Origin of the sequence: Spirillospora sp. NPDC046719, from assembly GCF_040645715.1 — a bacterium.
In the GTDB taxonomy this organism is placed as follows: Bacteria; Actinomycetota; Actinomycetes; order Streptosporangiales; family Streptosporangiaceae; genus Spirillospora.
The window spans coordinates 1-16,989 of the sequence record NZ_JBEYYT010000189.1; the positions used below are offsets into that span (position 1 = coordinate 1).

Here is a 16,989-nt window from a genome sequence, read left to right on the forward strand (position 1 = left end):
CATTAACGGGTGCGGCCGCGCCCTCCCGGCGCGGCCTCACCCGCTCGCCTAGGTCTGGTTCTGCAGCGCCGCGCTCGCCGACCCGGTGAGCGCGGGCAGGTAGCCCAGCCGGTGCCCCTTGGCGGTCGGGTGGTAGCTGGAGCCGATCGGGATCGTCACCGCGTGCAGCCAGTCGTCCCCGGAGCACAGCTCGTGCCCGGCGAACTCGTCGCGGACGTCCGACCAGGTGAACCCGGCCCGCCCCGCCGCCGCCTTCACCGTGCCGTCGAGCACGTCCGCGGCGTCGTTCAGCGCCGTCCGCTTGGCGTTGCTGAGCCCCACGCACACACTCACGATCTTGTAGAGGTGCGGGTACCCGAGCACCACCACCCGCGCGCCCGGCGCCTTCGCCCGGATCTTGCCGTACAGCGAGTCGAGCCTGCCCGGCAGCGTGTTCCTCATGAAGCTCTCCGCCGACGCCACCGCGCTCTGGCACGTCGACGCCGAATGCAGCACGCACGTCTCCATCACGTCGCTGAACCCGGCGTCGTTCCCGCCGACGGTCATGCTGACCAGCGTCGTCGCCGAGCTCAGCGCGCCGAGCTGCCCCGACGCCACCGTCGCGGTCGTCGCCCCCGAGCACGCGACGAACTGGAACGAGCTCGTCGCATGGGCCGCGGCCCACAGTTTCGGATAGGCGTTCGCACTGCGGTTGCACGACCCGCTGGCCGGGTCGTAGTCCCCCGCCCCCGTGCCGGACGAGTAGGAGTCGCCGAGGGCGACGTAGTTCGTCCCGGCCGCCGAAGCGGACCCGGACCAGGTGATCATGCCGGCGGCGAAGGTCACCGCACCGAAAACGGCCATACAGGGGCGGGAGAGGCGCATCTGCACTCCGGGGCGACGGACGAATGGAGTCCCCTGCAACCTACCCACCCCACCATTCCCCCAAGCCGGTAACCTGATCACCTTTCTTTGTCACTATTCGCCATTGAAATCCTCGATACACCCATAAATCCGTCCCTCGGTCGACCGGATACCACGACTCCCTTCTGTAACTTCGAACCCACACTTCTCAAAATTCGGAACCGTTCATTGGTACGCCGCAGTCCGGCAACTCGCGCGACAGGCGAACGGCCCCCGGCCCCCCGACGCCGAGCGCGCGGCCCCGCCCGTGCGACCGCCGGAGCCGAGGCGGCGCCGCCGGCTCGAGGCCGGCCGCCGTACGCTGACCCGGGTGACGAGCATCGACGACCTGGCGGAGCGCCTCCGGGCGTTCGCGGCAGAACGCGAATGGGGCCGCTTCCACACGCCCAAGAACCTGGCGATGGCGCTGGCAGGAGAGACAGGGGAACTGCTGGCAGAACTCCAGTGGCTGACCCCCGAGGAGTCCTCGCGGGTCATGGACGACCAGGACGCCGGGGCCCGCGTGCGCTCCGAACTCGCCGACGTCTTCCTCTACACGATCCAGCTGGCCGACAGCCTCGGCATCGACCTGCTCCAAGCCGCTCGCGACAAGATCGAGGAGAACGAGAGCCGCTACGACGTGACCACGTACCGAGGCTCGGCCCGAAAAGCCCCACCACTCCCCTGAACCCCCTGTTCAGAGGGCATTCCGGTCTCACCTCCGAGCTGCGCCGGACAACGGCCGCAGTAAATGGAGGTCTTTCACCCGGAGAGCTGTTCACCAATCGAGCAGGCGCAGGGGAAGAAATATCGCCGAGTATTCCGCTGGGCGAGGTACTCGACGACGTTCGACCGCGTCCTGCTCGTGCTTCAGAGCCGGAGGCGGCCCAGCCCACGAAGGGAGGACGGACCGGACCGCCCGGCAGCGGTCGGCGTCGAGGCCAGGCCCACGAACGTCTGGTCAGGACCGCATGCGCCGGTGCACGGGGCGGACTGGCGAGTGCCGTTGAGACATGGAGCTCCAACGTCGGCGTGGCGCACAGGCTGCCTACCGCCATTCCCACCGCAATTCACGAAGAGGACTGGCCTTCCCACTTCCGGAGCCGCCTCGGCGCTAATATGGCGTTGAATGACCGCTCCCGGACACAGCGGCCGTGGACGACGGCCAGGATCGAGCCACGTTTCCGTGAAGACGACCACCCCGCCGGTCGCACGCCTCATCGACCGCCCGCAGCGTGCGGCGCACCGGCTGCTGGCCAGCGCCTGGAGGAGGTTGGGCGGGCGGGTGCAGTGGCGGCTTGCGCGGCTCCGGCATGACACGTTCCTGGTCTATGCGGCCGGGGTCGTCCGGGACGAGCAGGGGCGGATCCTGCTGCTGAGGCACCGGCTCTGGCCGGAGTACCGCGCCTGGGGGCTGCCGGGCGGTTACGTCAACGCGGGCGAGCGGCTGGAGGACGGCGTGGCCCGCGAGATACGCGAGGAGACCTCCTTGGAGGTCGAGGTGGAGGGGACTCCGCTTCGCGTCGCCAGCGGTTTTCGCCACCGGGTGGAGACGTACTACGAAGCCCGCGTCACCGGCGGGCGGCTCGAGCTCGATCCGGCGGAGATCCTTGAGGCCCGCTGGTGCGGGCCGGGTGAGGTTCCGGACGAGATGTCGGTCCGGCTCCGCCCCCTCGTCACTTCGCTGTTCTCCTAGTGGCGGCGTCCGCCCATACGCCGGCGCCGCAGCGTGGCGTTCATGACGGGCCAATGAGTTCTGCAAGTGCGCTTTGGGCGGCGTCGGTGACGTGGCTCCAACCCGGATTTCGCAGCACCTCGGCATCGGTGGCGGCGGGAGGAACCTCGTCCAGGACGGCGTCCAGAGCCGAGAGCAGGCTCGCCACCTTGGCCGATTCCTGGTGATTGCGAAGGATCTCGGAGGCGGGTGAGGTGAGCTCCCGCTCCAACTGCGGCCCCAACGGCACCAATGTCTCCGTCAGATCATCGATCGCCCCGGTCGCGATCCTCCGCACGCTGTCGACGAGTTCAGCGCGCGGATCGCTGACGCTCCTGCGGTGGGCCGTCTCGACATCGGAGAGGGCGTCTTCGACGTAGGGCGCTATTTCCGCGTCGACCAGTCGCTCTTGCAAGGCGCGGACGATGTCATCGACCGGCATGTCCGGATGGAGGCGAACCAGGATTCCCATGCCACGGGCCGCGGCGCCGCGGACGTCGGGGGCCGCATGGTCGATGCACCGCATCAGCAGGCTCAGCACTCGGTCCCGGTCCTGGTCCGAGTTCGACAGATAGTCGATGCCCGCGACGACGGTGCCGACATCGCCTTCCCTCAGCGCGGACTCCACGGCCTCGCGCTCAATCGGCTCCAACCTCCGATAGCGCATCTATTTTCCCCCTATGTACTTCCCTCAGCGATTGAACATGCCCGCCTTTATGAGCGCGTTACGCATGGCCTGGTCAAGCCCTTCCCATGACCTGACATGGCCGTGGAATACCCCGTCGCTGGTCTTGTCCAGCACCACTATCTCTCCACTTTCCTTATCGTAGCCGACCCTGCGCGGCGAGGTATCTTTGACTTGCACGGAATCGTCCAGCGCGGACTGGCCGTCCTCAGGTTCCTTCGAGTTCTCGCCGCCGCGGCGTGCACGGGTACTTGTGGGCTTATGTTTTCCGCTCGGCTCGTAGACGCCGTTCGGATGCTCCGTCTCGGCTTCGAGGATGCGAAGGTTCGGAGCGTTGGCGGCGCCGGTGGTGACCGAGGTGACGAGGTGTTCGGCGAGGGCACCGGTGGCGATCACAGAGACGGCCTGGAGGAGCCGGCCCGCGGCCGCCGCCATGGCGGCGCGGATCGCGGCCATTTCAACGAGGGCCGCGACGGGGTTCGGGGCGGCGTCGTTCAACTGGATCTGGGCGGTCTGCACGGCACCGGCGTATCTGTCGCAGGCCCGCGCCATGCCGGCACAGAGCTGGGGCAGGGCCTCCAGCAGGGAGGGCGGAGAGCCGTCCAGCCGTCTCCAGTAGTCGCCGAACGCCGCTATGTCGGGCGCGTCGCTGTGGCCGGTGACCTTCTCGACCTCGGCGGCGAGCGGACCTTGGGCGCCGCTGAGCCCGGTGTGAGCGTTCTGCCAGGCGTTGGCGGCCGCCTTGAGAGCGAAGGGATCCCCCGTCGGCCAATATTCGGAGATGTCGAAAGGGTCGAAGCTGATGCCGGTGAGGCTCTCCAGCAGCGACTTGGGCGGCGATTTGCCGGGGCCGGCGGCCGACGGAGGCGGCGCCACGTTGAGCGAGCGGGGGGCACTACCGCGCAGCAGCTGGTCCAGGAGAGTTCCGCGCTGCTGGGGAACCATGGAGAAGCGGCCGTTGATCACGGAACTGCGATCGGCCTTGATGTGGTTATGAGCCGTCTGTGTCAGCCCCCGCGACATGTCACCGACGGAGCGGTGCAGTGCGGCGAATCCGTGCCATGCGGCTTCGACCGCCGGTTTGTAGGCGGCGATGAATCTGGCGGCCGCGCGGTCCTTGCCGGGATTTCCGGCCATGCCATGCGTGGGCGCCAGCGCCTTTCCGAGGTCGTCCCAAACGATGCCGATCCCGTTCTGCGAGGCGGCGACGCGTCCGGCCGCCTCCTGAACGAGCGCGGTGTCGATGAGGACCTTGCTCACGCCGACCACATCCGCACGTTGGTGCTGCTGGAACTGCGGAAATTGCCATGCGCCCGGACAATGCCTTACGAGACGGTGCACACGCGGTGGGAGCGGGGTGCCCGCGAGATGCACGCGGAACTGACGCGACTGCACAGGGCCCGGCTTCGGCCGTTCGTGGCGTCCCTCTCCCGAGGCTGAACGGATGGGCGCTTCGTAGCGTCCTATCCGTTATGCGGATCGTGCGGTGGAGTGTGCTCGGCGCCGTCCTCCTGACCGTTGCCATGGCCTGGCCTGCGCGGGCGGCCACGGCCCGGGAGCACATCCGCGATTACCGGGCCGACCTCACGGTTCGCGCCGACGGGCTCCTGCACGTCCACGAGGTGATCGTCTATGACTTCGGTGGCGCGCGGGACCGGCACGGGATCGACCGGGTGATCCCCTACCGCGACGGCAGGCGCCTCTACGACATCGACCGCGTCCGGGTGACGGTGGGCGGCAAGCACGCCAAGACCCAGATCGACCACGGGACGAGCACGCTGAAGATCCGGATCGGGGACGAGGACGTCAACGTCAAGGGAGTGAAGACCTACGCCATCGACTTCGACGTGGCACGCGCGCTGACCCCGCACAAGGACCACGACGAGTTGTACTGGGACGCGATCGGTACCGGCTGGAGCGTGCCGATCGACACGGCGGCGGTGCGTGTGAGCGCCCCGGCGGCGCCGACGTACGCCGACTGCTTCGCGGGGCATGAGGGGACCCACGGCTCGTGCGGCGGCCGGACCGTCACGGGGAGCAGCACGTCGTTCGGACAGAGGCTCGGTGCGCACGAGGGCATCACGGTGAAGATCGGCCTGCCGAAAGGCGCCGCTCATGTGCCGCCACCGCACTACGCGCGGCCCCGGTACGCGGTGACGTGGGTGGGCCACGCCGTGATGGGCGGTGTGTGCGCGCTCCTGGCCGCCGCTTGGGCGTGGGTCCGTTGGCGGCGGCGTCCGCGCCCCGTTCCGGACCTGATCGAGTTGGTGGGACCGGCGGAGCTCCAGTACTTCCTGCCCCTGCGAAGGTCCAGCGAACGCGAGGCGATCCTGATCGACCTCGCTGTCCGCGGCCATCTGCACATCCACGACGACGGGGAGAAGGTGACGCTGACCCGGCGCCCCGCCGAGGCGCCGCTTCGGTCGTATGAACAGGTACTTCTGGAAAAGCTGTTCGGATCCAGGAAGAAGGTGCGGGTCGGTGAGGCGCGGCGGAGTGACGTCGCGTCTCTGCAGCTCTCCAGCATGTTTTACGCCGCCGTGCGCGACCGCAGGCTGGTCCGCAGGTTCGACCCGTACAACTGCGAATTGGTGCTGCGCACGCTGGGGTTCGTCGGCCTGCTGGCCGGCGCTCTCCTGGTCGTCGTGGACCTGTGGGGGAATTTCGACATCCGCGTGTTCTCCGTGGGCGATCTGACGGCGGTGGGCGTCGCCCTCCTCATCGCCGGAACGGTCGCGCTCATCGTTCAGGACCGGGTCGACAATCTCACCTTCGCAGGCGCGCGGCTCCGAGCGCTGCTGGAGGAATACGCGCCGGGCCGCCGGCTCGAACGACCGGATGGCGAGCGCCATCTGTCCTACGCAGTAGCGCTCCGATCCTGGTCGGCCGTGGAGCAGTTCGGTACCGCGTACGCCGATCGGCTCGACTGGTACACCTACAGCGGAGACGAGGCGGAGGCGAGCGGCCGGTTCACCGCGCTCGGCTGGCTTTTCACGGCTCCCAGCGATGCCCCGACGCGGTCGTCCAACGGTTACTGGTCCTATCCTTCTGGGCGCTCCTCCACGGGCTCGTACAGCGGATATTCGAGCACGTACACGCCTCCGTCGTACGGAGGCGGAGGCGGAGGCGGCGGTTACGTGGGCGGTGGTGGCGGCGGAGGCGGGGGCGGTAGCTGGTAGCCACGCGGCGCATGGCCAGGGAGGCGGCACCGGCTGAGCGGCGCTATGCGTAGTCCGCGAAGGTTCCGATGACCTGGCAGGTCCGGTCGTTCAAGGGGACGTCCGCGACGACGCGGCTGCGCGGGTCGTGTTCGTCGCTCGTCCACACGTTGGTCGCGGGGCCTTCGGGCAGGCGGCGTCCGAGGTCGCCGGCCACCGTCTGGAGATCGCGCACTTCGAGCGTGACGCTCTGTTTCCAGCGGACGCGCCGCAGACCATTGTCGGCGGCGAATTCCGCGACGGCCGGGCAGGGAATGGCGAAGGCGAGATGCAGGAAGTAGGGGCTGGAGTCGTTCCTGGTCATGTACCGCACGGAACTCATGGACGCGGGGAGGTGCAGTCTCAGGTCGCCGGCGGCCCGTTCGAGGGTGAGGCGCGGATCGGAGCCCTTGACGGCGCGGGGGTCTCGGTTGCTTTCGGCGAGCGGTCCGTCCGATGTCGACAGCAGCGCGTAGCCCACCGTTCCGGCGGTCGCCAGAACCGCGACGCCGACGAGCGCCACGAGCGCGTAAAGCAGATGACGTGCTTTCACCGCTGGTATCCCGATGACCCGTAGACGTCGAAGTCGCGCGCCATGCCGACCGTGTGGAGGTGGGAGATGTCGGGCTGCTGGACGGTGCCCACGAGTGGCGCCTTGAACGGCAGCCGTTGCTCGTCGGCGGTGCCGAAGTTGTACCGCTTGTAGAACTCGACCGTGTAGTGGTTCCCTTCTCCGCGGACCCTGTACTGGTAGCCGTTGAAGGCGTAGTACATGTCCTGGTTCCTGCGGTAGTCGAAGTTGGCGCTCTTCCAGCCGGAGTCGAAGGTCCCGTCCCCCGGATGCTCCGCCAGGGTCTTCTCTATCTCCCGCCTCATCTCCGGGCTGCGTTTCATGATCTCTTCCGGGTCGACATGCTGGGTGTCGCCGCTCCCGTCGAGCCAGTGGGACAGGAGCGTCGCCGCGGTCGGCCACTGCTTGGCGATGCCGCCGAGCGCGATCATCTCCATCTGGCCGTAGACCTTCCGGTCGTGGGCGGTCGGCGGCTCGACGCCCCACGCCGCCCGTAGTCCGTCACCGGCCACAGCGGCGGAGCATCGGACAACTCGGTCGGGAGGTCCTCCTTCCAGGCCCGCTCGGCGAAGAGCTTGGGAAGTTCGGCGGCGAGTTTCTGATCGGTCCTGGTGGCGTTGTCGACCGCGGTCCGCATCGCTCCGCTGAGGCGCTGGAGGGTGGCGTTCCACTGCCTGCGGCTCTCCGGGTCGTTGCGGTCCGCCCCCACGAGCGGCGGCATGGTGAGCGAACCGTCGTCGCCGACCCTGATGTGCAGGCTGTGCGCTTCATTGACCGCGTTCTGGAGGTCCTTCTGGGCCTGCCGGAATTCGTGTTCGGCCTGCGCGAGGGTGTTGTAGATGCTGAAGGCGCTGAACGCGGCGCGCTTCAGCCGCTGTGCCTCCGGGGTGATCTCGCCCTTCGCGACCTGCGACGCGACGCCTTTCCAGCCGGATCGATCGATGCCCCGGACGACGTCGGTCTCGTAGACCTGCGCCGATCCCTGGAGGTACTTCGAGTAGGTCAGCCAGGCCTGGCCCGCGGTCTTGAGGCCGTCCAGGCGGGCGTCCCTGAGCGAGGCGAAGTCGACCACGTCAGCCCTCCACGTGCCAGACCTTGTTGATGGCGCCTCTGATCTTGTCCTCGGCCCGGCGGTAGGCGGCGGCCGTCCTGGTGAGCCGCGGCCCGATGCCGTCGATGTGGTCGGCCATGGTCTTGCCGTTGGCGTGCCAGGAGTCGACGAGCGCGCTCAGTTGCCCGGCCGAGCCGAACCCCTTGAGGTCCTTGGCCGCGGCGTCGGTCGGACGCCCCGCCTTGCCGAGGCCGGTCCGCACGAAATCCGCGACGACGCCGCACGCCCGCGCGCCGGACTCGAGCTCTTCGAGCTGCCGGTACTCGAGCTTTCCGGGGTCGTCCAGGATCGGGGCGAGGTAAGGAGGGACCTGGGCCGCGGGCGGCGACGGCTTTCCGGGATTGAGCAGTTTCTCCAGACCAGACGGATCGGACATGTCCTCCGGACTCCTCCCGTCACGCGCCACCGTTCGCTCGTGGGATGGACACCGACGCCCGATCAAGGATGGCGCGACTCCGGCAATGTCACATGATCAGCCAATTTATCAGCTTCTCCTTTGTCTGGGCAGAGACCACCCGATTCATCGGATCCATCTGGTCGGACGCAGTTGACCCGTCTGTCAAGAGGAAGAATTCACATAATGCGCCGGGCAGTACGCACTCCGCGTGAACCGGAGCCTTCGAGGAGAAGGTGCCCGCGCCGCGCTCAAGACGGAGCGAATGGACGGTGAAGAGTGCGCTGTCCCGGAGGCCCGCCTCTGCGGGTGTTCGAGAAGTCGGTCCGGGTCGGTGTGGCGCCGTGACGTTGTGCACCGGTACGTGCAGGGTGTGGCGATGGCTCGGACGTCGCCACACCCCTCGGACCTGACGGACTCACGCTGTGGTTTCCTGCCCGCAGCGGCACCGGCGAGCCGGGGAGCGATGCGCGACCGGGTCCTCCACACGATCGCGGCGGTGCTGGCGTCCGCTGCACTGGCCTCAGGGTGCGGCGTGCGGCCGACCGGCGTCATCAGCGCGGGCAGCCTGCCGGTCGCCGACGGGCGCAGCATGACGATGACGCTCTACCTGGTGGCCGGGGACAGGCTGGTCCCGGTCACCCGCCAGGGGCTGGCCGGCCACCCGATGCTGCCGCTCGTCCAGCTGAAGATCCCGGTCACCGCGCAGGAGAGCCGCAAGGGCCTGCACACCGAGGTGCCCCACACGGAGGACGTATCGGGATACGTGGAGCAGGCTTCCGGGATGCTCGTCGCCTCGGTGACCGGCATCGACATCGGCCCGGGCGGACTGAAAGCGGGCGGCGACTGGAGCCGGGTCGCGCTGGGGCAGCTGGTGTGCACCGCGCAGGCCGTTCCCGGGGTGTCGCGGGTGACGGTGGAGGACGCGCTCAACCCCGACACCGAGTCGGCGACGCTGACCTGCGACGACTTCTCCGACCTGCTCGCCGGCTGACCCGGCTCTCGCTCGTGCCCGGTCGAGAAGGATCCCGTCCGGTGACGATGGAGCGCTTGCGGCCGGCAGCCTTCTTGCCCGCGGCGTACCCGCGGGTGGCGACCCCCGCACATGCGGGCGCACGATCCGACACAGATCAACTCATCCGGCATGCACGTCAGAGGGCGTTCATGAGGCGGTGGACGGCTTCGGCGAGGGCGGCGACCGGCGCCACGCGCGCGGCGAGGCGGGCGAGCGCGTTGTCGCGGCGTTCGGTGTCGCCGTCGTCGGCCTCCGCCTCCTCCCGCGCGTCGGCCAGGTCGCGGCGGGCGCGGCGGGCGTCGGGCAGCGCGGCCTCGTGCTCGTCGATCAGCGCGGCGACGCGGTCGAAGAGGTCGGTGCTCGCGGACGGTGCGGACGAGCGCTGCACCTGCGACACGTTGCGTCCCATGGCGACCTGGCCGCTGATCTGCGCGCCGTCGCCGATGTACATGTTGCCGGACATGCCCTCTCCCCTGGTCAGCCCGCGGCCTCCTGGCGGACGTCCCCGCCGGGCGCGAACCCGAGCTGGCCGTTCACCGTGCCGCCGTTCATGATGAGCGAGTTGCTGATGATCGACGCCGTCTCGGTGCGGTAGTCGGAGACGTCGATGTTGCGGTCGTGCTGGAGGTGGTCGAGGAGGGCGCCCATGACGCGGCGCTCGATCAGCCGGGTGTGCTTGTTGACGTCCAGTTCCTGGAGGAAGGTCGTGAAGGCCGGTTCCGCGGCGCGTTCCCGGACGGACATGCGGGCGCCGTAGTCGAAGGCGAAGAACCGCCGCCGGTGCCGCTCCGCGCCCTGCTGGAAGATCTCGGCCCACGGCACCGCCGCGACCAGCCGGAGCGGACCCGCGACCGCCTCGCCGACGGCGGCGGCGCCGCCCTGCCGGAGCGCCTCCAGGACGACCTCCGCCGGGGTGAAGGACGGCAGCACGTCCACCAGCTTGAAGTCCTTGCGGATCGGCGGCAGCGCGTTGCACACGAACTGCGCGTAGAGCATGCGGCCCTGCACGGCGAGGTAGAGGAAGCCGGTGATCTGCACGCCCTCGTCTCTGGCCGGCACGACGTGCCACCGCCCGTCGTCCGTCACGGAGGCGGCGTGGGCCTCGACGGTGATCCGCTGGTAGCAGCGGAGGTCCGCCTGCGGGTTGCGGACGAGCACCTCGACCGCGGCCTGCGACGCCTTCGAGAACGGCCGCCACGTGTTCGGATCGATGAGCGGATGCCCCTCGTACCGCACGCCGGGGTGCGCCGGGCCGAACGGGCGGCGGCCCTGCACGCACTCGCCCTCGGCGACGACGTGGTCGTTGACCAGCAGGTCGACGGACTCGTCGGGCGGCAGGTCGTCGCGCATCGCGGTCAGCCTCCGCTCGATGGCCGCGCGCATGTCGACGGGGTCGACGGCCAGGGCCGGACGGTCCGCCCGGGCCGGACGGACCCGGTCCAGTTCGATGACCAGCGACCAGACGCGGGTGCGCTTGTCGTCGACCTTCCCCGAGCCGACGAACGGGTTCTGCCGCGAGTACAGCGTGACGTTCCCGTACTGGGCGGCGCCGACCCGGTCGATGCGGTCGCTCCGGGCCTGCGAGCGCACCCTCGGCACGGCGACGGGGGCGTCCGGCCCCAGCGACCGCAGCAGCCAGACCACCGCGAGCCGGTGCACGAACGAGATCCCGAGGAGCAGCGCGAACAGCCCCAGGCCGCCGATGAACCAGTGGTCGTGGCGGACGGGCTCGGCGAACCCGTCGCCGCCCGCCTCCAGGCCCGGCTCGCTCGTCGCCTTCAGCATCGTCGTGCCGATGTACAGCAGCAGCGGGCCGCCGGCGACGGGAAGCGCGATGGTGACGGCGGTCTGGAACCGTCCGGCGCGCTTCGGCAGCACGGCCAACGCGGCGGCGAGCAGCGTCAGCGTCCCGAGCACCAGCAGGGTGACCTGCCACGACAGCACCAGCCCGACCACGATCGCGGCGGTGATCATGGTGTCCCGGACCAGCCGCATCTCCCGCGCGTGCAGGCAGTGCGCCAGCACCGGCCGCAGGTCGAACCCGTAGGACGGGACGACGGCGCGGTGCTGGTCGTAGAGGAACTCCTTGATGATCTCCTTGGACAGCGCCTCGTCCCGGTAGGCGGCGCAGCACAGATAGCGCGTCGCGTTCTGCATGCGGACGCGCTGCCCCGGCGTGTGCGTGAAATAGCCCCGCAGCGTCCGCACGACCCCGTCGTCGTCAGCCGGCATCTGCACTCCCGTGAGCGGTGTGGGCGGGCGGACGCTCAGTGAACTACGCGTGACGGACCGACCACAACCGGCTTTACCCGGGATCATGCGAAGCGTTTTACGGTCGGCGGAGTGTCCAGAGCCGGACAAAGCGGTAAAGCTTCAATAATCTGGCCGTTGCCTTTTCAGAAATGACCCTGTTCAGGGTCGGCGCGCGCGATGCCGGAGGTCAGGGCGACGTTCATCCGTGTGGGGTCGCGACGCGGGTGGTGAAGGAGCCGTGGAAGCCCATCGGGATGTGGTGGCGCAGGTGGGCGACGGCGAGCGGCTCGGCCTCGACGTCCCGGGCGTCGAGGACGAGCAGCCGCGAGCGGTGCTCGTCCGGGTCGTAGGCGAGGGTCAGGAGCCAGCCGTCGCCTTCGTCCGCGCCGGGGCCGCGGGGCACGAACACCGGCTCGCCGAAACCGTGCCCGGACGGCAGTTCGTGGGTCGTCCGGCGGCCCGTGACGTGGTCGTAGGCGTGAATGCCCGTGCTGGATTTCGTCCGGCCGGCGAAATAGGTGTAGCGATGCGGGTGGCCCGCCTGCCGTACGTCGGCGTGCGGCAGTTCCATGGGCCCGTTGCACACCTCTTGCTCTTCGACGCTTCCGGACGGGGAGACGCGATAGCGCATCAGCGCGTCGCCCCACGGGAAGTCGCTGGTGCGGAATTCGCGGAACCTCGTGGCCACCTGGTCCCAGTCGGCGAAGCGGACGAACTCCACGACCACGTCGTCACCGTCCTCGAAGGCGTTGACGAAATGGAAGCCGAGCAGGGCCTCGTGCTCGATGACCCGCGCCTTGCCGCCGTCGCGGGGAACGATCGCGAAGCACGTCGGACGATGCGGCTCGTAGGCCAGGGCGTCCGCTATCGATCCGGTTCCCAGCAGGATCGGCGCCGCCTTCGGAATCACCGGGTTGATGACGAACACCAGATACCGGCGGGTGAGCGCGAAGTCATGGTTCCACGGACTGTAGGGCAGCGATATCCGCGGCATGTGGTGCAGTTTCCCGTTCGGATCGACCCGATAGCAGCGCAGGCTCCGCAGCCGCGTGAAGTCCATTCCGAAGTTGAACAGCTCACCGGTCACCGGGCAGCGCGACGGGTGCGCGGAGAAGGCCGACATCAGTTTCAGCCGCCCGCCGAACGAGTGCTCGCCGAGCGTCTCCAGGCTGTCCGGGTCGAGCCGGTAGGGCCGTCCGCCCTCCCATAGCGCGAGCAGTTGGCCGCCGTGCAGGACCACGCCGGTGTTGGCGACGTTCGCCGGCGGCCGGAGCATGTTGCCGAGTACCCCGCCCGGCCGCTGGGTACCGAGCCCCCGCAGCCCGACGCGCCCTTTCCGCTGCCCGTAGCGGTAGTGCCGCGTCCTTACGTACCGGTTCCGGTAATGGATCCGGCCGTCCCCGGGGAACGCGAACAGCGACAGCATTCCGTCGCCGTCGAAAATGTGGTCGAGGAGGGTCTCGCCGACCTGCCAGCGCCCTGGGCCATTGCGGTAGAGCGTCCCGACCAGGCCGTCGGGAAGGCGCCCGTCGATCTCGTCGATCTCGTAGTCGTGCTCCTCGGCGAGCGCATCGTAGAGCCCGTGCCACGCCTCGACGCCCTCGACCGCTGCGGCCACGTCCGACTCCTCACCCGAAGAGGTCCCCGGTCGAGGAAGCGTGCCACACCACCGGTACGTAGTTCAATGCCTAACGACTACCACTTACCAGGCAACTCCCCTCGTGGTCGCGGAGCGTCTACTCGGTGCGGGTTCGGGGGCGGGGAGAGAGGGCGGACCGGAGGACGCCGCCGAGGCCCTTGGCGGAGGCGGCGAGGAAGGTCGTCCAGTCGAAGTAGTCGCGCCACAGGGTGATGAGGCCGTCGTGGACCTCGAAGGTGCCGCAGACCCAGAACTCGGCGCGCCACGCGCCCGCTTCGAGGACGTCGGTGCGCTCGGTGAGGACGACGGGGCCGTTCGCGGCGATGTTGTGCACGCGGGCCTCGAACCCGGTGCCGTAGCGGGTCATGGCGCGCAGCGTCTTCTCGACGGCGGGGAGCCCGCGCGCGGGCGGCAGCGGGACGTTCTGGTAGACCATGCCCGGGGCGGCGAGGGCGAGGGCCCGGTCGACGTCGAGGGCCTCGAGGGCGGAGAGGAACTCGCGGACGATCTGGATCTCGGTCATGGACGACCACGGTACTTGAGGGGATACGCCACAATCGGGGCCATGCTGTTCGGCATTCTGGGGCCGGTCGAGGTCCGTGGCGGCGAGGCGGAGACCGTGCCGGTGGGGGGTCCGCGGGTGCGGGCTCTGCTGGCGATGCTGGCCCTGGACGCGGGACGCCTCGTGACGAGCGAGCGGCTCATCGACGGGCTCTACGGGGAGGAGCCGCCGGCCGGGGCGGCCAACGCGCTGCAGTCGCAGGTGTCGCGGCTGCGGCGCGGCCTGGGCGACGCCGCGCTCGTCGAGGGGCATCCCGCCGGGTACCGGCTGCTCGCCGACCGGGACGCGGTGGACGTGCACCGGTTCGAGGCGCTGGCACGCGACGGCCGCCGCGCGCTCGGGACGGGCGACCACGTGCGAGCGGCCGCGCTGCTGCGGGAGGCGCTGGAGCTGTGGCGCGGGCCGGCGCTGGCGGACGTGCGGTCGGCGCCGTTCGCGGAGGCGCAGGCGGCGCGGCTGGAGGAGGCGCGGGCGGCGGTCGCCGAGGACCACGCGGAGGCGCGGCTGGCGCTCGGCGAGTTCGACACCGTGATCCCGGAGCTGCGCGACCTGCTGGACGAGCGGCCGCTGCGAGAGCGCGCGCGGGCGCTGCTCATGCGGGCGCTGTACGGGGCCGGGCGGCAGGCCGAGGCGCTGGAGGCGTTCGAGGACGGCCGGCGCGTCCTCGCCGACGAGCTGGGCGCCGACCCCTCGCCGGAGCTGGCGGACGTGCACATGGCGATCCTCCGCGGCGATCTCGAAGGGCCCGCGGCGGCGGAGGCGGCGGAGAACGTCCGGCTGAACCTGCCCGCGCAGTTCACCAGCTTCGTCGGCCGCGACGACGAGGTCCGGCGGGTGGGGGCGATGCTGGCCGGGGGCCGGCTCGTGACGCTGCTCGGGCCGGGCGGCGCGGGCAAGACGCGGCTGGCCGTCGAGGCGGCGGCGCGCGAGGACGGCGAGGTCTGCTTCGTCGACCTGGCGCCCGTCGACCGGGCCGAGGTGAGCCGGGCGGTGCTCGGGGCGCTCGGGCTGCGCGAGGCCGGGATGATGGCGGGCCCCGGCGAGCGCCCGGCCGACGCGGCGGAGCGGCTGGTCACGGCGCTGAGCGGGCGGCGGATGCTGCTCGTCCTGGACAACTGCGAGCACGTCGTCGCGACCGTCGCGCCGCTGGCGCACCGGCTGCTGAGCGCCTGCCCGCTGCTGCGGGTGCTGGCCACCAGCCGGGAGGCGCTCGCCATCACCGGGGAGGCGCTGTGGCCGCTGCCGCCGCTGGCGCTGCCGCCCGAGGGCACGCCCGCCGCGGAGGTCGTCCGGTACCCGGCGGTGCGGCTGTTCGCCGACCGGGCCGCGGCGGCCCGCCCCGACTTCGCGGTCGACGAGGCCAACGTGGACGCGGTGCTGCGGATCTGCGGGGCGCTCGACGGGCTGCCGCTGGCGATCGAGCTGGCGGCGGCGCGGCTGCGGTCGCTGCCGGTGGAGCAGGTCGCGAACCGGCTGGACGACCGGTTCCGGCTGCTGTCGCGCGGCAACCGGACGGCGGCGCCCCGGCACCAGACGCTGCGCGCCGTCGTCGAGTGGAGCTGGGAGCTGCTGGACGAGGAGGAGCAGACGCTCGCGCGGCGGCTGACGGTGTTCTCCGGCGGGCTGACGCTGGAGGCCGCCGCGTTGGTCTGCGACCTGGACGACGTCGACGAGCTGCTCGTCGAGCTGGCCGACAAGTCGCTGCTGCAGAGCGACGGGACCCGGTACCGGATGCTCGACACCGTCCGGGCGTTCTGCGCCGAGCGGCTCGCGGAGGCCGGCGAGGACGAGCGGTTCCAGCGGGCGCACGCCGCGTACTTCCTCGACCTGGCGCGGCGCGCGGAACCGCACCTGCGCGGCGCCGAGCAGCTGGAGTGGCTCGGGCTGCTGGCCGCCGACCACGGCAACCTGCACGCGGCGCTGCGCCGCAGCGTCCGCCTCGACACCGTGCTCGCGCTGCGGCTGGTCGCGGCGCTGTCGTGGTACTGGTGGCTGCGCGGGCGGATCGAGGGCGCGTCGATCTCGTCCGAGCTGCTGGACGTCGTGGGCCTCGACCCGCCGGAGGGGTGCGAGGAGGAGTACGTCCTGTGCGTGATGAACGCGGTGTCGGCGGGGGCGACGGGCGATCGCGCGCAGACCTGGCTGGACCGCGCCGAGGCGCTGCTGCACGGCATCCGCCGGGTGCTGACCTACCCGTCCACGATCGTGCAGTACGCGCTCACGGCCGGGCCGAGCCGGACGCAGTTCGCGGTGTTCGCGATGCACGTCGGCCAGGACCCGTGGGCGCAGGCGCTGATCCACATGAGCGACGGGTTCCTGCGCCAGTTCAGCGGCGAGATCGACCGCGCCGAGGAGGCGTGCACCGCGGCGGTCGCGAAGTTCCGGGAGTGCGGCGACCGGTGGGGCACCGCGAACTCCCTCGACCCGCTCGCCCAGATCGCCGACTGGCGCGGCGACCGGGAGCGGGCGCTGGAGCTGCTGGACGAGGCGCTCGAACTGACCGGGCAGCTCGGCGCGCTGGAGGACACCGCCGACCTGCTGTACCGGCGCGCGGAGGTCCTCGTCCACGCCGGCGACCCGGACGGCGCCGCCGCCGAACTGGAGCGCGGCATCGAGCTGGCGCGCCGTGCGGGCGCCCCCGACAAGGTCGCGGGCGGGTACAACGGGCTCGCGGGGATCGCGCGGACGCGCGGCGACCTCGCCGAGGCGCGGCGGCTGTACGAGACGGCGCTGACCCAGTACGCCTCGGAGCGGTTCATCGCGCGGGCGGCGCGCGGGACGGCGCTCGTCGGGCTCGGCTGGGTCGCCGCCGCCGAAGGCGACGCCGCGCGGGCGCGGGAGCTGTTCGGGGAGGCGCTGATCATCTCGTCCGACCACCCGATCTTCACCTACCAGGCCGGTGCCGCGGTCGGGCTGGGCGGCGCCGCGCTCGCCGAGGGCGACGCCGAGCGCGCGGCGCGGCTGGC

General features: G+C 70.6%; 16 protein-coding genes. 5 read left to right on the plus strand and 11 right to left on the minus strand.

Annotation, left to right across the window (positions count from 1 at the left end):
- Positions 1–48: 48 nt before the first annotated feature.
- Positions 49–843, minus strand: coding sequence for an SGNH/GDSL hydrolase family protein (locus ABZ914_RS28275; RefSeq protein WP_433151984.1), 795 nt, complete (start codon positions 841–843; stop codon positions 49–51).
- A gap of 370 nt (positions 844–1,213) precedes the next feature.
- Here ABZ914_RS28275 and ABZ914_RS28280 point away from each other — a divergent pair, with 370 nt between their 5' ends.
- Complete coding sequence (locus tag ABZ914_RS28280; RefSeq protein WP_500196884.1) at positions 1,214–1,570, plus strand: nucleotide pyrophosphohydrolase; 357 nt, start codon at positions 1,214–1,216, stop codon at positions 1,568–1,570.
- A 498-nt stretch (positions 1,571–2,068) separates the two neighbouring features.
- Positions 2,069–2,578 carry an NUDIX hydrolase gene (locus ABZ914_RS28285; protein WP_500196886.1) on the plus strand — a complete coding sequence of 170 codons (510 nt, stop codon included), beginning with the start codon at positions 2,069–2,071 and terminating at the stop codon, positions 2,576–2,578.
- Between the two features lie 40 nt (positions 2,579–2,618).
- Here ABZ914_RS28285 and ABZ914_RS28290 read toward each other — a convergent pair whose 3' ends face one another.
- Entirely contained in the window at positions 2,619–3,263 is a 645-nt protein-coding gene (locus ABZ914_RS28290; RefSeq protein WP_500196887.1) for an SCO4402 family protein, read from the minus strand.
- A 24-nt stretch (positions 3,264–3,287) separates the two neighbouring features.
- A complete protein-coding gene (locus ABZ914_RS28295; protein ID WP_500196889.1) occupies positions 3,288–4,541 on the minus strand; it encodes a WXG100-like domain-containing protein in 1,254 nt (417 codons plus the stop codon).
- A 233-nt stretch (positions 4,542–4,774) separates the two neighbouring features.
- Here ABZ914_RS28295 and ABZ914_RS28300 point away from each other — a divergent pair, with 233 nt between their 5' ends.
- Entirely contained in the window at positions 4,775–6,460 is a 1,686-nt protein-coding gene (locus tag ABZ914_RS28300) for a DUF2207 domain-containing protein (RefSeq protein WP_500196891.1), read from the plus strand.
- A gap of 43 nt (positions 6,461–6,503) precedes the next feature.
- Here ABZ914_RS28300 and ABZ914_RS28305 read toward each other — a convergent pair whose 3' ends face one another.
- The 4 genes from ABZ914_RS28305 to ABZ914_RS28320 are packed head-to-tail and all read right to left on the minus strand — an operon-like array spanning position 6,504 to position 8,536.
- Positions 6,504–7,001 (minus strand): hypothetical protein, encoded by a 498-nt coding sequence (locus tag ABZ914_RS28305; RefSeq protein ID WP_500196893.1) that lies wholly within the window; start codon positions 6,999–7,001, stop codon positions 6,504–6,506.
- A 26-nt stretch (positions 7,002–7,027) separates the two neighbouring features.
- A complete protein-coding gene (locus tag ABZ914_RS28310; protein WP_500196895.1) occupies positions 7,028–7,486 on the minus strand; it encodes a hypothetical protein in 459 nt (152 codons plus the stop codon).
- The gene (locus ABZ914_RS28315; RefSeq protein WP_500196896.1) at positions 7,477–8,121 is read right to left on the minus strand and encodes a hypothetical protein; all 645 of its coding nucleotides are present in this window, start codon (positions 8,119–8,121) and stop codon (positions 7,477–7,479) included. The genes ABZ914_RS28310 and ABZ914_RS28315 overlap by 10 nt, the downstream gene beginning before the upstream one ends.
- 1 nt (position 8,122) lies before the next feature.
- Entirely contained in the window at positions 8,123–8,536 is a 414-nt protein-coding gene (locus tag ABZ914_RS28320; protein ID WP_190863755.1) for a WXG100 family type VII secretion target, read from the minus strand.
- Between the two features lie 484 nt (positions 8,537–9,020).
- Between ABZ914_RS28320 and ABZ914_RS28325 the strand changes: the two genes are divergently transcribed.
- Positions 9,021–9,548: a hypothetical protein gene (locus tag ABZ914_RS28325; RefSeq protein ID WP_500196898.1), complete on the plus strand. Its 528-nt coding sequence runs from the start codon at positions 9,021–9,023 to the stop codon at positions 9,546–9,548.
- A 157-nt stretch (positions 9,549–9,705) separates the two neighbouring features.
- Here ABZ914_RS28325 and ABZ914_RS28330 read toward each other — a convergent pair whose 3' ends face one another.
- The 4 genes from ABZ914_RS28330 to ABZ914_RS28345 all read right to left on the minus strand — a co-directional run bounded on the left by ABZ914_RS28330 (position 9,706) and on the right by ABZ914_RS28345 (position 13,984).
- The gene (locus ABZ914_RS28330; protein WP_500196899.1) at positions 9,706–10,032 is read right to left on the minus strand and encodes a hypothetical protein; all 327 of its coding nucleotides are present in this window, start codon (positions 10,030–10,032) and stop codon (positions 9,706–9,708) included.
- A gap of 14 nt (positions 10,033–10,046) precedes the next feature.
- Positions 10,047–11,801, minus strand: a complete 1,755-nt coding sequence (locus ABZ914_RS28335) for an AbeC-like domain-containing protein (RefSeq protein ID WP_500196901.1) — start codon at positions 11,799–11,801, stop codon at positions 10,047–10,049.
- 220 nt (positions 11,802–12,021) lie between these two features.
- Complete coding sequence (locus ABZ914_RS28340) at positions 12,022–13,440, minus strand: carotenoid oxygenase family protein (RefSeq protein ID WP_500196902.1); 1,419 nt, start codon at positions 13,438–13,440, stop codon at positions 12,022–12,024.
- A gap of 118 nt (positions 13,441–13,558) precedes the next feature.
- Entirely contained in the window at positions 13,559–13,984 is a 426-nt protein-coding gene (locus tag ABZ914_RS28345) for a limonene-1,2-epoxide hydrolase family protein (protein ID WP_500196903.1), read from the minus strand.
- A gap of 42 nt (positions 13,985–14,026) precedes the next feature.
- Between ABZ914_RS28345 and ABZ914_RS28350 the strand changes: the two genes are divergently transcribed.
- Positions 14,027–16,989, plus strand: a 2,963-nt coding sequence (locus ABZ914_RS28350) for an AfsR/SARP family transcriptional regulator (protein ID WP_500196904.1), incomplete at its 3' end; no start/stop codon positions are given.

Bases quoted from the DNA above. Each gene is read 5' to 3' on its own strand.
- ABZ914_RS28310 (WP_500196895.1), bottom strand. From the start codon at position 7,486: ATGGAGATGATCGCGCTCGGCGGCATCGCCAAGCAGTGGCCGACCGCG.
- ABZ914_RS28320 (WP_190863755.1), bottom strand. From the start codon at position 8,536: ATGTCCGATCCGTCTGGTCTGGAGAAACTGCTCAATCCCGGAAAGCCG.
- ABZ914_RS28325 (WP_500196898.1), top strand. From the start codon at position 9,021: ATGCGCGACCGGGTCCTCCACACGATCGCGGCGGTGCTGGCGTCCGCT.
- ABZ914_RS28335 (WP_500196901.1), bottom strand. From the start codon at position 11,801: ATGCCGGCTGACGACGACGGGGTCGTGCGGACGCTGCGGGGCTATTTC.
- ABZ914_RS28275 (WP_433151984.1), bottom strand. From the start codon at position 843: ATGGCCGTTTTCGGTGCGGTGACCTTCGCCGCCGGCATGATCACCTGG.
- ABZ914_RS28290 (WP_500196887.1), bottom strand. From the start codon at position 3,263: ATGCGCTATCGGAGGTTGGAGCCGATTGAGCGCGAGGCCGTGGAGTCC.
- ABZ914_RS28330 (WP_500196899.1), bottom strand. From the start codon at position 10,032: ATGTCCGGCAACATGTACATCGGCGACGGCGCGCAGATCAGCGGCCAG.
- ABZ914_RS28345 (WP_500196903.1), bottom strand. From the start codon at position 13,984: ATGACCGAGATCCAGATCGTCCGCGAGTTCCTCTCCGCCCTCGAGGCC.